This is a genomic window from Novosphingobium sp. NBM11 (assembly GCF_015390225.1).
GTDB lineage: Bacteria > Pseudomonadota > Alphaproteobacteria > Sphingomonadales > Sphingomonadaceae > Novosphingobium.
The window spans coordinates 261,938-276,152 of record NZ_VUOG01000001.1; the positions used below are offsets into that span (position 1 = coordinate 261,938).

18 protein-coding genes and 1 tRNA gene are annotated in these 14,215 nt (G+C 66.5%); 1 reads left to right on the forward strand and 18 read right to left on the reverse strand.

Translation table 11 applies throughout. The features are described from left to right. Positions 1-4: 4 nt before the first annotated feature. The 8 genes from ccmE to F1640_RS01345 form a co-directional block, all read right to left on the reverse strand. Positions 5-448 (reverse strand): cytochrome c maturation protein CcmE, encoded by a 444-nt coding sequence (gene ccmE / locus F1640_RS01310; RefSeq protein WP_125956074.1) that lies wholly within the window; start codon positions 446-448, stop codon positions 5-7. 5 nt (positions 449-453) lie between these two features. Continuing rightward, a complete protein-coding gene (locus tag F1640_RS01315) occupies positions 454-594 on the reverse strand; it encodes a hypothetical protein (protein ID WP_168195962.1) in 141 nt (46 codons plus the stop codon). Between the two features lie 19 nt (positions 595-613). Further along, positions 614-1,342, reverse strand: a complete 729-nt coding sequence (gene ccmC, locus F1640_RS01320; protein ID WP_124808748.1) for a heme ABC transporter permease CcmC — start codon at positions 1,340-1,342, stop codon at positions 614-616. Between the two features lie 135 nt (positions 1,343-1,477). Continuing rightward, a tRNA-His gene (locus F1640_RS01325) sits at positions 1,478-1,554 on the reverse strand. Between the two features lie 122 nt (positions 1,555-1,676). Beyond that, complete coding sequence (gspK, locus tag F1640_RS01330; protein ID WP_194917351.1) at positions 1,677-2,672, reverse strand: type II secretion system minor pseudopilin GspK; 996 nt, start codon at positions 2,670-2,672, stop codon at positions 1,677-1,679. Continuing rightward, a complete protein-coding gene (gspJ, locus tag F1640_RS01335) occupies positions 2,669-3,289 on the reverse strand; it encodes a type II secretion system minor pseudopilin GspJ (RefSeq protein WP_194917352.1) in 621 nt (206 codons plus the stop codon). Before gspJ ends, gspK begins: the two co-directional genes overlap by 4 nt. Continuing rightward, positions 3,286-3,672: a type II secretion system minor pseudopilin GspI gene (gene gspI, locus F1640_RS01340; protein WP_255530151.1), complete on the reverse strand. Its 387-nt coding sequence runs from the start codon at positions 3,670-3,672 to the stop codon at positions 3,286-3,288. Before gspI ends, gspJ begins: the two co-directional genes overlap by 4 nt. Beyond that, positions 3,662-4,144, reverse strand: coding sequence for a GspH/FimT family pseudopilin (locus tag F1640_RS01345; RefSeq protein ID WP_194921030.1), 483 nt, complete (start codon positions 4,142-4,144; stop codon positions 3,662-3,664). The genes gspI and F1640_RS01345 overlap by 11 nt, the downstream gene beginning before the upstream one ends. A gap of 100 nt (positions 4,145-4,244) precedes the next feature. Between F1640_RS01345 and F1640_RS01350 the strand changes: the two genes are divergently transcribed. Beyond that, the gene (locus F1640_RS01350) at positions 4,245-4,880 is read left to right on the forward strand and encodes a 2OG-Fe(II) oxygenase (RefSeq protein ID WP_125955958.1); all 636 of its coding nucleotides are present in this window, start codon (positions 4,245-4,247) and stop codon (positions 4,878-4,880) included. Between the two features lie 12 nt (positions 4,881-4,892). Here the strand turns inward: F1640_RS01350 and F1640_RS01355 are convergent, their stop codons facing one another. From F1640_RS01355 to frr, 10 genes are all read right to left on the reverse strand, one after another. After that, positions 4,893-5,333, reverse strand: a complete 441-nt coding sequence (locus F1640_RS01355; protein WP_124810318.1) for a MarR family winged helix-turn-helix transcriptional regulator — start codon at positions 5,331-5,333, stop codon at positions 4,893-4,895. Positions 5,334-5,472: 139 nt separating this feature from the next. Continuing rightward, positions 5,473-5,697, reverse strand: coding sequence for a 50S ribosomal protein L31 (rpmE, locus tag F1640_RS01360; protein ID WP_124810317.1), 225 nt, complete (start codon positions 5,695-5,697; stop codon positions 5,473-5,475). A gap of 128 nt (positions 5,698-5,825) precedes the next feature. Beyond that, positions 5,826-6,302: a 3-hydroxyacyl-ACP dehydratase FabZ gene (fabZ, locus tag F1640_RS01365; RefSeq protein ID WP_124810316.1), complete on the reverse strand. Its 477-nt coding sequence runs from the start codon at positions 6,300-6,302 to the stop codon at positions 5,826-5,828. A 36-nt stretch (positions 6,303-6,338) separates the two neighbouring features. Beyond that, entirely contained in the window at positions 6,339-7,031 is a 693-nt protein-coding gene (locus F1640_RS01370; RefSeq protein WP_190287303.1) for an OmpH family outer membrane protein, read from the reverse strand. Beyond that, positions 7,031-9,739, reverse strand: a complete 2,709-nt coding sequence (gene bamA, locus F1640_RS01375) for an outer membrane protein assembly factor BamA (RefSeq protein ID WP_255530428.1) — start codon at positions 9,737-9,739, stop codon at positions 7,031-7,033. The genes F1640_RS01370 and bamA overlap by 1 nt, the downstream gene beginning before the upstream one ends. A 174-nt stretch (positions 9,740-9,913) precedes the next feature. Next, entirely contained in the window at positions 9,914-11,041 is a 1,128-nt protein-coding gene (rseP, locus tag F1640_RS01380; protein WP_125955966.1) for an RIP metalloprotease RseP, read from the reverse strand. Beyond that, positions 11,041-12,207, reverse strand: coding sequence for a 1-deoxy-D-xylulose-5-phosphate reductoisomerase (locus F1640_RS01385; RefSeq protein ID WP_194917354.1), 1,167 nt, complete (start codon positions 12,205-12,207; stop codon positions 11,041-11,043). The genes rseP and F1640_RS01385 overlap by 1 nt, the downstream gene beginning before the upstream one ends. Before the next feature lies 1 nt (position 12,208). After that, positions 12,209-12,958, reverse strand: coding sequence for a phosphatidate cytidylyltransferase (locus tag F1640_RS01390; protein ID WP_255530154.1), 750 nt, complete (start codon positions 12,956-12,958; stop codon positions 12,209-12,211). After that, positions 12,945-13,589, reverse strand: a complete 645-nt coding sequence (gene uppS, locus F1640_RS01395; protein WP_194921039.1) for a polyprenyl diphosphate synthase — start codon at positions 13,587-13,589, stop codon at positions 12,945-12,947. The genes F1640_RS01390 and uppS overlap by 14 nt, the downstream gene beginning before the upstream one ends. A gap of 68 nt (positions 13,590-13,657) precedes the next feature. Next, the gene (gene frr / locus F1640_RS01400; RefSeq protein ID WP_124810313.1) at positions 13,658-14,215 is read right to left on the reverse strand and encodes a ribosome recycling factor; all 558 of its coding nucleotides are present in this window, start codon (positions 14,213-14,215) and stop codon (positions 13,658-13,660) included.

Consider the following 14,215-nt stretch of genomic DNA (forward strand, 5'->3'; position numbering starts at 1 on the left):
GCCATCATTTCGTTTCGGCCACCACCTGTTTCGCCTGCGCGTCGGTCATGTTCTTCATCTCGCGCGGGACGTATTTCTCGTCATGCTTGGCTAGCAGGTTGTCGGCCACAAACGTGCCGCCTTCCATCCGCCCTTCGGCGACAACGCCCGATCCCTCGACGAACAGGTCCGGCGTGATCCCGGTGAAGCGCACCGGCACGCGCGCCTTGCCATCGCCCACGATGAAATCGATGGTCACGCCATCGGGCCGGGTCTTGATCGATCCCTTCTCCACCATGCCGCCCAGGCGCACGGCGCGGCCCTGTTCGGGCGGATGGGCGACCAGATCGCTCGGCACGTAGAAATAGGCGGCCTGGTTGCGCAGCGCGTAAGCGGCGAGCAGGCCCGCGCCCACCAGCGCGACCAGCGCGATGGCCAGCAGGACCAGCCGCTGGTGCTTTGCCTTGATGCCGCTCACTTGCCCCTCGCCCTGTCACGTCGGCGTTCAGCGCGGACCATGGCCCACAGCGTCCAGCCCACCAGCAGCAACGTGCCGATCACCCCGATCGCCAGCGCCGCTGCCACATAGTCCCATTGATCCAGTCTCTCGTGCATCCTGCCCTCCCGCGCCGCGTCAGCCCAGCGCCTTGCGGCGCAGGCGCGCCTCGGTCTGGATGTCGGCCAGCAGCGTCCGCATCCGCGCCAGCACCACGCCGCCGAAGATGCACGAAAAGCCGATGGCCGCAATCAGCAGCGGCCACAGGAACGTGCCGTCGATCGCGGACTTGCCGATGGTGATCGACGGCGGCTGGTGCAGGCTGTTCCACCACACCACCGACCGGTTGATGATCGGGATGTTGATCGCGCCGACCAGACCGAAGATCGCGGTCACGCGGCTCGCGCCCTCACCCGCCTGCGCATCACGCTGCGCGGCGCCTGCCAGGGCGATATAGCCGAAATAGAGGAACAGCAGGACGAGGAAGCTCGTCAGCCGGCCGTCCCACACCCACCACGTGCCCCAGGTGGGACGCGCCCAGATCGATCCCGTGGCCAGGCAGATCGCGGTGAACGCCGCGCCTGGCACCGCCGCCGCGCGCGCGCCGATGGCGGCGAGCGGATGGCGCCAGACCAGCTCGACCAGGCTCGCCACGGCAATCGTGCTCCAGCCCGCCATGCCCAGCCAGGCCGAAGGCACATGGATGAACAGGATGCGCACGGTATCGCCCATCAGCCGATCGGGCGGCACCACCAGCAGACCCCAGGCCAGCGCGCCGAAGGCAAGCACCAGCCCCAGCCCCAGCAGCAAAGGCATCAACCAGCGCGCAAGGCGCAGAAAACGGGCGGGATTGGCAAAACCGTGCATGGACGCGGGAAACACATATCCTCGTCCGGCGGCGCGCGCCGCCGGTTCGCGCCACGCTCTGCCACCTGCGCCGTTCCGGGGCAAGCGCTTAGCGTCCCTCGAAAGGCCGGGATGCGCAGAGAATCTGAGGAAAGATGGGGCGATCGAAGGGGTTCGAACCCTCGACCTCCGGTACCACAAACCGGCGCTCTAACCAACTGAGCTACGATCGCCACAAGATCGGCGCACCCATCGTAACACGATGCAGGGCGCGGGCGAGCCCCTTTGCAGAAAGGAGCGGCCTTGAAAAGCGAAAACTTGCGCGACCGCGACGCGCCCGCGCGATTCCTACACCCTACCGGCTTTCGCGATCACCCCAGCTGCGGAACGCCACGCGCGCGGGCGTCACCCCGGTATCGATCAGCGCTTCCTCCTCCAACCGCACCGAATCGATAGAGACCACCTGATCCAGCAGGAACCAGCGGCTGCGCACCTGCAACTGATCGAGCGGAAGCGCGCCGGTTGCCCCGGCCGTGCCTCCCAGCCGCGCGGTCGCTTCCGCCGCGCTGGCATAGCCGGCAGGCGGCCGACCCAGCACAAGCGCACGGGCGCGTTCGGGCGGAATCGTGGCGGGAGAAAGCATGGTCAACAGGCGGATCTGGTCCAGCCGCAGCGTGTTGACGTTGACCGGTGAAAGCTCCGCCGCCGGCAGCGCACAGAGCCAGGGCCGTAAACGCTGGTAGAGCACCGGCGTCATTCCCCGCACCGCGCGCAGTTCGCTGACATCGCCGATCAGCCGGTTGGGCGGGCGATAGGGCACCGGCCCGGCGCGATAGGCATCGTCCTCCGCGCCGTTCGGCGCGGGCCGCTCGTCGCTGTCGATCCAGTCCGCCATGGCATCGCTCAGGCGGACCGCCTCGTTCGCCGGCACTGCCAGCCCCGCCATCAGCGCCCGCAACTGCGTGAGCGCCACGGGCCGCAGCGTGAACGTGCCGTCCACGCCCTGCTGGACCAGCGAATTGACGTTGAAGCAATTGCCCGCGTCGTCGATCCGCACGCGCGCCGCCCCGCGCGGCAGCGGCAACGGGAACTCTCGGCCCAGCAGTCCGATGCGGTCGACCGTGCGGCGATCGTCCGCATCGACCAGAGCCTTGAGCCGGGCCATTGCCACCGTTTCCGCGCTGGTGGCGGCAAGGCGCGCCTGAGTCATCGCCTGCCCGTTGCCGGCCAGCCGCGTCGCCAGGTTGAGCCGGTCGAGCATGACCGCCGCGATCACCGCCATTACCGCCACCAGCAGCAGCACCGACAGCAGTGCCGCGCCACGTTCGTGGGGAGGACGATCCCGTCTCACTGGTAGTTCACCCCGACCAGCGAGACGATGCGCAACGGCTCGCCCCCCGGCTGTGGTAGCAGCACTTCGATCGCCACCGGCAATTCGCCCATGCGCTGCGGCTCCCACCGGCTCTGCCATTGCCCGTCACGGCCGCGGAAGCGCAAGGCCGGCGGCCCCGCCAGCGACAGGACGGCGGCGCCGGGCTCGGGCGCGGCGCCATCGGGGAACGGATAGCCGGCGCGCACCAGCGCCTTGCCGTCCCAGCGGTATTCCACCTTCTGCAGGCTGGGCCGCGCCGCGCCATCCGCGTTGGACCAGCCGCTGCGGGTGAAGCGCAGCACCATGCCGCCCGCTCCACCAGCTTCCAGCGCGGGATGAACCGCGCCGCTTTCGTCGCGCGCCAGACGCGGCGTGATCTGCGCCAGATCAGCGGTCCAGACCGACAGGAAGCGCCGGCTGGCGGCGACACGGTCGGTCCCGGCGCGGCTTGCCAGTTCAGCATCGACGCTGAAGCGCAGCAACGCCAGCGCGCCGCCGGCAATCATCGCGAAGATCAGCAACGCCACCAGCATTTCCACCAGCGTGAAGCCGTTTGCCGGATACGAAGGTTCGCGATGGCCGTGCAATGACGTCATGACACTGGCAACCGGGCAAAGTCGAGCGTGATCGCCTGGCTGGCGCGGCCCGGCGTTACCTCGCGCACGGTCAGCGTGATGGCCAGCACGCCGAAGTCCGCCTGCGGCGCGACGTGCCGCGTCCATGCGAACTGGCGGCCGGCATTGCGGATCGTGCCGCTGGCGTCGCCGATCGCGGGGGGAGCGGGATCGGTCAGGATTTCCGCCGCCATGTTCTGCGCCACGATCTCGCGCAACAGGCGCTGGTCCAGATCGGCGGTGCGCGTGATGCTGGCGCCCTCCATCCTGAGCAAGGCCAGCGCCGCCAGCGCGAAGACAGCCAGCGCGATCATCAGTTCGAGCAGGGTGAAGCCCGCTTCCGCGCCGTTGCCGTCACGCCGCATCGAGCGTGACCTTTCCATCGCGCGCGATGCGCAGGATCAGATGCCGGTCCCCGCGTTCCAGCCGGACCGCGCCATCGCCGCTGGCAAGCCCCAGCGTATCGAACACGATGCGGCCCCGTCCGCCCGGCTGGGCGACCGTGGCCTGCGTGCCCTGCTTCCACGCCGCCAGATCGAAACCCTTGCCGGGAAGCGCCAGCCACGCGCCATCAACGCGGCGTTGGAAGTAATACCCGGCCGGCCCCACCACCAGCGCCACCGGCGCGCCGCCAACGATCGCTTCGTCCCGCGCCGCGATGGTGCGCGCGGCGAAGCGTTCCGCCTCGTTGCGCAGGATGCGCTCGTCGCCGGGCATCGACAGGACCACCACTGCCGCCAGCAGGCCGATCACGAACAGCACAACCAGCATCTCGACCAGCGAGAAGCCGTTGGCACGCCCGATGGACGGCGCGGAGCGGGACGACGACGGAGCCATGCCGAAGGAATAGCAGGCCGGACGGCCACATCCTATGGCTGGCGGCACATCGCGCACAGGCGATGTTGGCGTTCGGCCTGGGACCGGCTAGCACACGATCATGGACGCACCCGTCAACGAAGCCTCGCTCGATCGGCTGCTCGCAACGCCGGGCCTCGTTCGCGTTCCCACTCCCCGCGCCGACATGGTGATCCTGCGCGATTTCCTGACCGCTGCGGAATGCGGGGCGCTGATCGCCCGGATCGAGGCGGACCGCCGGCCCTCGACCATCGCCGACCCCAACGGCGATCACTATTTCCGCACCAGCGAGACCTGCGACCTGCCGATGGCCGCTCCCGACGTGTTGGCGCTCGACGAACGTTTTTCCGCGCTGTGTGGCATCGACCGGCCGTTCGGCGAACCGATCCAGGGCCAGCGCTATGCCCCGGGACAGGAATTCAAGGCACACACCGACTATTTCGACGAACACGGCGCCGATTTCGACCGCTATTGCGCCGTTTCCGGGCAGCGCACCTGGACCTTCATGGTCTATCTCAACGCGGTGGAAGCCGGTGGCGCCACGCGGTTCAAGGTTCTCGACAAGCTGATCCATCCCGAACCGGGCAAGCTGGTGGGCTGGAACAACCGCCGGCGCGATGGCAGCGTCAACCCGGCGACGATCCATCACGCCATGAAAGTGCGCAAGGGGCTGAAATACGTGGTGACGAAATGGTATCGCGAACGCCCCTGGCAATAAGCTGGCCCGGGCTCAGCCCTCGGGTTCGGTACCAGTGCCGCGAATCGTCGGCAGGCATCGCAACAGCGTTTCCACTTCGCCCGCGGCAAGCTGGGTGACGAAGCGCGCTTCATGCGCCGCAATGCGCTGATTGGCTTCGTCCGCCATTTTGCGCCCCTGATCGGTCAGGGTGAGCGCGTGCGAGCGGCCGTCCGCCCGGGTGCGCGCAACAAAGCCCCGGTCCATCAGGCGCGCGATGATCGGCACCATGTTGGCGCGCTTGATGGCCAGCGCATGCCCCACCTCGGTCTGCGAGCAATCGGGGTTTTCGCCGATCACCAATAGCGTGGTCACTTCCGCAGGCCGCAGGTCAAGGTCCGCCAACTCGCGCGCGAGGTCGGCCATCATCACCGCGGAAGCGCGGCGCAACTGATAACCCAGGCGGCTTTCCAGCGCGTTGGTCAGGGTGGTCATGGCGATACTCTAGAACGGCTATCGCAGATAGCAATGCCACGCACCGATACGAACGGATCGCTGCGAAACGCTTTAACGAAAGGGCGGAAACGAAAAGGGCGGCCGAAGCCGCCCTGCCCGTCTGGCTTTTCGCGCGCGATCAACGCTTGAGCGAAAGACCGCCGAACCGCTTGTTGAACTGCGCAACGCGGCCGCCCTGATCCATCTGACGCGTGCCGCCGGTCCAGGCCGGGTGCGAGGTGGGATCGATGTCGAGCGCCAGCGTGTCGCCTTCCTTGCCCCAGGTGGAGCGGGTTTCGAACACGGTGCCGTCAGTCATCTGCACTTTGATCATGTGGTAGTCCGGGTGGATATTGGCCTTCATCGGTCTTGCTCCGCTTGGCGACCGGTTCCGACCGGTCTTCGGGAAACTGGAAAGCGGCGCCCCTAATGGATACCGCGCGATTTGTCGAGTCCCTGGTCGGACGCCCCCGGCATCCGTCGGGAGCCTGCTCAGCTGTCCGCGATCATCGCGGTGAAGCTGACCTCGCAGGTCACCTTGCCATCGACCATGGCCTTGCCCGCGAACTTGCAGACGCGCGCGCGCTTCTGCGTGAATTCGACGTGCAGGTGCAACAGGCAGCCAGGCTCCACCGGATTGCGGAACTTGGCGCCCTCGATCGCCATGAAATAGACGAGCTTGCCGGTGCCGGCGAGCCCAAGCGTTTCCACAGCGAGCACGCCGGCGGCCTGCGCCAGCGCCTCGATCTGGAGAACGCCGGGCATGATCGGCCGGCCGGGGAAGTGCCCCTGGAAGAACTGCTCGTTCATCGAGACAGCCTTGACCGCGTGGATCGATTCATCGGGCACAAGGCCCAGAACGCGATCGACCAGCAACAGGGGATAGCGGTGCGGAAGCGCCGCCATCACCTTGGTCACGTCATAGTCGAACGGTGCGGCACCCGCGCCGTCCGTCTGATCTTCCGCCATGGTGCCCCCGTTTGACGCTGTTCGACGCAGACGGCCTTAGCGGCCGACCGGCGCCTTCTTGTTGTCCGGCTGGGCGGCAGCGGCCTGCGCCGCCTGCTGCTGGGCCTGCTGTTCACGCTGCGCGCGCGGCAGCCAGCCGGCCGGGGGCACGAGCTGCGCCGAAGGGATCAGCGCGTTGAGTTCGGTCAGGATGTCCTGGTTCAGATTGTACGCCTGATCCGCCTTGATCACCGACTGCGAATCGAGAACCAGCGAGATCTTGCGCTTGGTCATCGCGCTCTGCGTGGCATCGTCCAGCTTGTCGCCGATCTGTTCCAGAACGTACTGTTCCGACAGCTGCAGCGGCTCCAGGATCTGCTGGATTTCGCGCTGGCCGGCCTGCTCGATCTGCTGGATCTGCGCGTACTGCTGGCGCAGCGCGGCCTGATCGGGCTTGGGCGCCTTCGAATCCGCTTCCAGCTTGGCGTACAGCGGCTGAAGCTGCGCGGTGATCTGGTTCTTGCGCGTGTTGGCCTGGTCGATCTGCGCCTTGTAGGTCACCGGGCGCTGCTGCTGCGCGGTCTGGTAGGCCGAGGACGAAGCGACGATCGCCGGGGGGTTGGCCACCGCGACGCCGGCGGCGACAACGCCACCGGTAGCGGCCGGAGCGGCTGGCGCGGCGGCCATGGCCTGCGGAGCAACCGAAACGAGAAGGCCCGCGACAAGGGCCGATGCAATGCGCGTGATCATCAGAACTGGGTTCCTACGTTGAAAGTGAATGCCTTGGGGTCGTCGCCTTCGACCTTGCTGAGGACTTTGGCGAAATCGATGCGGAAGGGACCGAACGGCGAGTTCCAGTTGACGCCGATACCAACCGAGATGCGCGGTTTGGGACTATCGCCCACGAAGACCTCGTCGTACTTCTGCGCAACTTGGTTAACCGCCCCGCTGGAATCCTTGCTGGAAGTCGTCAACTTCTGGGTCAGGTTATCGAGATACAGCAACGTTCCTGCCCCCGTTGTCTGGGGATGCGCCACACCAAACACGGCGCCCGCATCAACGAAGATCGAAGGCCGCAGCCCCATCTCACGCGCGCCCGAGCCCAGCGGAATCTCGACTTCGGCGTGGGCAAGGTAGTAATATTTGCCGCCCAGCGCGTCATCGACCCACTGGTTGCGATCGGTCGAAACCGTGCCACCCGCGCCGGTCTGCTGATCATACCCGGAATACTGCTTGCGCAGCACGCGGGGGCCGACGCCGCGAATGTCGAAGCCGCGGATCTGGGGTTCGCCCAGGAAGAAGCGGTCGGTCAGGCGCACGTCGTCGATCGACGGATCGTTGGAGCGGCTGCCCAGCGCCTTGATCGCGCCGCCTTCACCGCGCAGCGAGAAGATGAAGCCATGGCCCAGCGGTACATACTTCGAGGCGTTGGCCGTGAGGCGGGCATACTTCACCGAACCGCCAAGCCCGGCGATGTCGCCACCCAGCACCAGCGAGGAGCCGCGCGTCGGCCGCAGGCGGTTGTCGCGCGTGTCATAGACTAGCGACACACCGAGGATCGAGCTGGTGCGCTTGCCGATGGCGTCGCACAGATACCGACCGGCCAGCAGCGGGCTGCACTGGCCGTTGAGGTAGTAGGTGTCCTTGTCGAGCGTCACGTTGTCGAAGTTGAGCGTGTAGCGCCCGATCAGCGAGGTATATTCGGTCAACGCCACGCCGATGCGGGCCTGGAAGCCGGTGGTGGCCTGCCGGTAGGTCGTGTTGCGGTTGCTGTTGAAGTAGTTGAAGCTGTTGTAGTCGCGCCGATAGACGTCCATGCCGAACGACACGTTCCGGTCGAACAGGTAAGGCTCGGTAAAGCTCACCTGCACCGCGCGCGAATAGCGCGAATAGTCGACGCTGAGGCCAACGGTCTGGCCACGGCCACGGAAGTTGTTCTGCTGGATCGAGGCCTGGAAGATGAAGCTTTCAAGGCTGGAGAAGCCGGCGGAAAGCTGGAGCTGGCCGGTCGGCTTTTCCTCGACGTTGGCCTCCAGCACGATGCGGTCGGCCGCGCTGCCGGGCTTCTGCTCGACCTCGAACTTTTCCTGGAAATAGCCCAGCGACTTGATGCGGTTGGTAGAGCGCTTGATCTGCAGGCTGTTGAAGGCGTCGCCTTCGCCCAGGCGGAACTCGCGGCGGACCACCTTGTCCTGCGTCAGCGTGTTGCCGTTGACGTCCACGCGCTCGACATAGACGCGCGGTGCTTCCGCCATGCGGAAGGTCACGCTCATCGTCAGGTCGTCCTTGTCGCGCTGGAAGTCGGGACGGACGTCGGCGAAGGCATAACCGAAGCTGCCGGCGGTTTCGGTGAGGCTGTCGACCGTGTCTTCAACAGCCTTGGCGTTGTACCACTGGCCCTTCTTGATGCTCAGCCGCTCGGCCAGCTTGTCGCCATCGAAGTCGCGCAGCTGGCTGTCCACCTTGACGTCGCCGAACTTGTAGCGCTTCCCCTCTTCCACCACGTAGGTGATGATGAAATCGCGCTTGTCGGGCGTCAGTTCGGCCACGGCCGAAACCACGCGGAAATCGGCATAGCCGTTGGTCAGGTAATACTGGCGCAGCTTCTGCTGGTCGAAGGCGAGGCGATCCGGATCGTAGCTGGTGCCCGAGCTGAACAGGCGGAAGAAGCGCGACTGCTTGGTCACCATCTGGCCGCGCAGTTCCCCGTCGGAGAACTTCTCGTTGCCGATGATGTTGATCTGGCGGACCTTGGACTTCGGCCCCTCGCTGATCTCGAACACGATATCGACGCGGTTCTGTTCGAGCATGACCATCTTCGGTTCGACCGAAGCGGCGAAGCGGCCCTGCCGCTTGTACAGCTCGATGATCCGGGCCACGTCCGCGCGCACCTTGGAACGGGTGAAGATCTGGCGCGCCGAAAGCTTGATTTCGGGCAGGATCTTGTCTTCCTTGAGGCGCTTGTTGCCCTCCAGGATGATACGGTTGACGACCGGGTTCTCCTTGACCTGGATCACCACGTCGCCGTTGTTGTTGCGCAGTTGCACGTCCGAGAACAGCTCGGTCGCGAACAGGTCCTTCAGCACCTGGTCGGCGGCGGCCTGGGTATAGCGATCACCTTCGCGCAGGCGGATGTAGGAGCGGATGGTATCCGGCTCCAGCCGTTGCGCGCCATCGATCGTGATCGTCTTGACAGTGACTTCCGCAACCACCGGTGGCGCGGCGGGCGCCGGCGCAGGGGTGGCGGGGACCGGAACCGCACTGGCCGGCGCGGTTTGCCGGGCATGTTTGCCGAACAGGGCCGAAGGCTTGCGCGCGGGCTTCTGATCCGCCTGGCTCTGCTGCGCCGCCGCCATTTCGGGCACGCCGGCCATGCAGGTGGTGACCATCAGGGCAATAGCCACCGACGACGCCCGTGGCGAGGCAGGAACGGTCCGGCCCGAGTTACGTCCAATCATCACCAAGCGCCATCCCGTGTGTTCTTGCGGCAAACCCTTTTCAAGGACCGGCCGCACCAGCAATCGCCGCCATCTGCCCGAAGCAGCCCCGCCAATCAAGCAAGCAGGCTGTCCAAGCGTTCGATCGCCCCGCAAATTGTGGAAAATCCGGCCCCCGCGACCGGATTGTATCCCCTACCCCCCGAACACTTTCAGCGACGCAACGTCATTGATCGTAACAAAGAGCATCAAACCGACAACAAACGCCAACCCGGTCCGGAACGCCCATTCCTGGCCGCGCCGGCTGACCGGCTTCCTGCGCACCGCCTCGGCGGCGTAGAAAGCGAGATGACCTCCGTCCAGCACCGGAATTGGCAGCAGGTTAATGAACCCCAAGTTAATCGAGATCAGCGCGACGAACCATGCGTAGTTGCGCCAGCCCGATACCAGCTGCTCGCCGGAATACTTGGCGATCTTGATCGGCCCACCAAGCTCCTTCACCTCGCGCCGGCCGGTCACGATCTGGCCGATGCCGGTCACCATCATCCCGATGATGTCGCGCGTCTGCCCCACCGCGTCGGCCACGGCATCCACCGGCCCGGCGCGCACCACGTCGAAACGGGCCGGGCCGATGCCCAGATAGCCGATACGCTGTTCGTTTCCGAAAGCATCGGACATCACCTTGGCTTCGGGCGTGACCTGCATGGGCAATTGCTTGCCATCGCGCTCGATTACCAGATCCAGCGGCTCGGCGGGGTGCTGCGACACTTCCATGCGGATTTGCAGGAAATCGTCGATGCGCGCACCTTGCAGCGACACCACGCGGTCGCCCGCGCGCAGGCCGGCCTTGTCGGCCACCGAGGTCGGCTGGACCACGCCCACCACCGGCGAGGCAACAACACGCCCATCGATCATGTTGAACGCCGCCAGGATCAGCACCGCGAAAACCAGATTGGTCACCGGCCCGGCCAGCACGATCAGCGCGCGTTGCCACAGCGGCTTGGCCTGGAACGTCCGCTCGCGTTCGGCGGCGGGCAGCGAAAGCCAGGCGGGATCGGGCTGGCTCGCCGGGTTCATGTCGCCCGCGAACTGGACGTAACCGCCCAGCGGCAGCATGGACAGCTTCCAGCGCGTGCCGCGCTTGTCGGTCCACCCCGCCAGTTCCTTGCCGAACCCGATCGAAAAGCTTTCCGCCTTCACGCCGAACAGGCGGCCGACGAGATAGTGCCCCAGTTCGTGGATGAACACGAGCGGCCCGAGCACGAGAACGAAGGCGAGCAGGGTCACCAGGATCCCCGGATCGTGCAGCGGTGGTGTGGGCATCAGTGCGCAAGCTCCATCGTTTCACGCGTTCTGGCCCGCGCGGCGCGGTCCACCAGAATAACATCATCCAGCGAGCCCGGGGCGGAAAAGTCGTTCATCGAATCGAGCACGCGCGCCGCATTCTCCGCAATATCGGTGAACGCGATCTGACCGGCCAGGAACGCGGCCACGGCGATCTCGTTGGCGGCATTGAGCACGGCCGGCGCGGAACCGCCCGCCGTCACCGCCTCGCGCGCCAGGCGGGTGGCGGGAAAGCGCGTTTCATCGGGCGCGCGGAACGTCAGTTCACCGATCGCGGCAAGATCGAGCGGCGCGCAGGGCGTGTCCATCCGCGCGGGCCAGGCGAGCGCGGAGGCGATCGGCACGCGCATATCCGAAGGGCCAAGCTGCGCCAGCGTGGACCCATCGCGGTATTCGACCATGGAATGCACGATCGACTGCGGGTGAACGATGATGCGCAGCCGCTCCACGCCCACGGGGAACAGGTGGAACGCCTCGATGAATTCCAGCCCCTTGTTCATCATCGTGGCCGAATCGACGCTGATCTTGGCGCCCATCGACCAGTTGGGGTGCTTCACTGCTTCGGCAGGGGTGGCGCGGGCCAGGCGTTCGGCGGGCCAATCGCGGAACGGGCCGCCACTGGCCGTCAGCGTGATCCAGCGGACGTTGGCGGCATCGTTGCCCTGCAGGCACTGGAAGATCGCGTTGTGTTCGGAATCGACCGGCAGCAACGTGGCCCCCGTCCGGGCGACCGCCGCGGTCATCACCTCACCAGCGGAAACCAGTGCTTCCTTGTTGGCCAGCGCGATCACCTTGCCCTGTTCGATCGCCGCCATGGTGGGGGCAAGACCCGCGCACCCAACGATCGCGGCCACGGTGATATCCGCGCCGCGCGCGGCCGCCTCGACCAGCGCCGCCGGGCCGCCCGCGGCTTCCACGCCCGATCCGGCCAGATGTTCGCGCAGCTCGGGCAGCCGCGCCTCGTCGGCCACGACCGCCACTTCCGCGCGGAATTCGCGCGCCAGCGCCGCCAGTTCCGCCGCCTGTGCGTTGGCCGTCAGCGCTACCACGCGGAAGGCATCGGGATTGCGGCGGATGAGATCAAGGGTGGAGGCGCCGATCGAACCCGTCGCGCCCAGAACCGAAATCGTGCGTTGTCCGGTCATCTCAGGCTCCTCCGCCAAGTCCCATGGCCCAGGCCGTGCCCGCGACAATCGCCACCGGCAACAGGCCGTCCACGCGGTCGAACACGCCGCCGTGGCCGGGGATCAGGCGCGAACTGTCTTTCACGCCGGCCCGGCGCTTGAGCCAGCTTTCATAGAAATCGCCGGCCTGCGCCACCACCGCCAGCCCGGCGCCGGCCAGCGCCGCCATGCCGACGTTGGTGATCGCCAGCGCCTGCTTCAGGCTTGGCCCGGTCGGCCCCAGCGCCGACAGCATGTATCCGCCCGAAAGCGTGACCAGCGCCAGCCAGATGCCCGCCGCGGCCATGCCGCCGGCAAGGCCGGCCCAGGTCTTGGAGGGGCTGATTTTCGGCGCGATCTTGGGCCCACCCAGCGCGCGCCCGGTGAAATAGGCTCCGGTATCGGTGCAGATCACCAACCCGATCACCGCGATCAACAGCGGCGTGGGCATGACGATCAGCGCGAGCGCTGCCCAGCCGATGTAGAACGCGCCGGTAATCGCCGCCGCTCCCAGACGTGCCGGGTCCGTCGCGATCCGGCTCGCCAGCATCACGTACTCGCCATAGGCGGCGAAGGCGACCAGCGCGATGAAGCAATCGAGTACCACCCCATCGCGCCATATGGCGAAGCCCGCGATGGCGAGCATGACCACGGCCGAGGCGACACGCACCGGCAGGTCGCTCCGCCGGGCCGGCGTGGCAGCGCCTTCGGCGGACGGATCAGCGACCGCCAAAGCGCCGCTCGCGAGTCGAGAACTGGTCCAGCGCCTGCCGCAGGTGCTCGGGCGTGAAATCGGGCCACAGCACGTCGGTGAACCACATTTCGGCGTAGGCGGCCTGCCACAGCAGAAAATTGGAAAGCCGCACCTCACCCGAGGTACGGATCAGCAGATCGAGCGGGGGCAGATCGGCGGTATAGAGCTCGGCCTCGATCGCCTCCGGGGTGATCGCGCCCTTGGCGGCAGCCCGCGCCGCCGCGCGGGCGATCTCCTGCTGCGATCCATAGTTCAGCGCGATCGCCAGCGTGGTGCCGGTATTCGCCGCCGTGCGCGCCATGGCATCTTCGACCAGCTCCACGATATCGGGGGCAAGCCCATGATAATCGCCGATAATCCGGAGCCGTGCGTTGTTGTCGATCAATTCCTGCAGATCGCTGCGGATGAAAGCCTTGAGCAGCCCCATGAGGTCGGCGATCTCGTCCGCCGGGCGCTTCCAGTTCTCGGACGAGAAGGCATAGAGCGTCAGCGCTTCAAGCCCCATGTCGCGCGCGGCGCGCGCCACTTCGCGCACCGCGTCGACCCCGCGCTTGTGCCCGACGACGCGCGGCAGCAGGCGCTTCTTCGCCCAGCGCCCGTTGCCATCCATGATGATGGCGACGTGCCGCGCGACGCAACCGGTATCTCCCGACCCGTTTTTCGGGGCGACCGCCGCGCTCACTTGCCCAGGATTTCCTTTTCCTTCTGGGCGGCGGCTTCATCGGCCGCCTTGATGTAATCGTCGGTCAGCTTCTGGACGTCGGTTTCGGCGCGCTTGCGCTCGTCTTCCGAGATTTCCTTCTTGTTCTCGTCGGCCTTGAGCGCTTCCATGCCATCGCGACGGACGTTGCGGATCGCGATCCGCGCCTTTTCGGCATACTGGCTGGCCAGCTTGGCCAGTTCCTTGCGGCGCTCCTCGGTCAGATCGGGGATCGGCAGGCGCAGGTTGTTGCCGTCATTGATCGGATTGAGGCCGAGCCCCGCCGAACGGATCGCTTTTTCGACCGGCCCGATGTTCGACTTGTCCCAGACCTGCACCGACAGCAGGCGCGGTTCGGGCGCGGAAACGGTGGCGATCTGGTTTAGCGGCGTGTGCGCGCCATAGACTTCTACCGTGATCGGATCGAGCAGCGCGGTGTTGGCCCGGCCGGTGCGCAGGCCCGAAAGATCGCTCTTGAACGATTCAACCGCGCCCTTCATCCGGCGTTCGAGATCGGCCTTGTCATACTTGGCCAT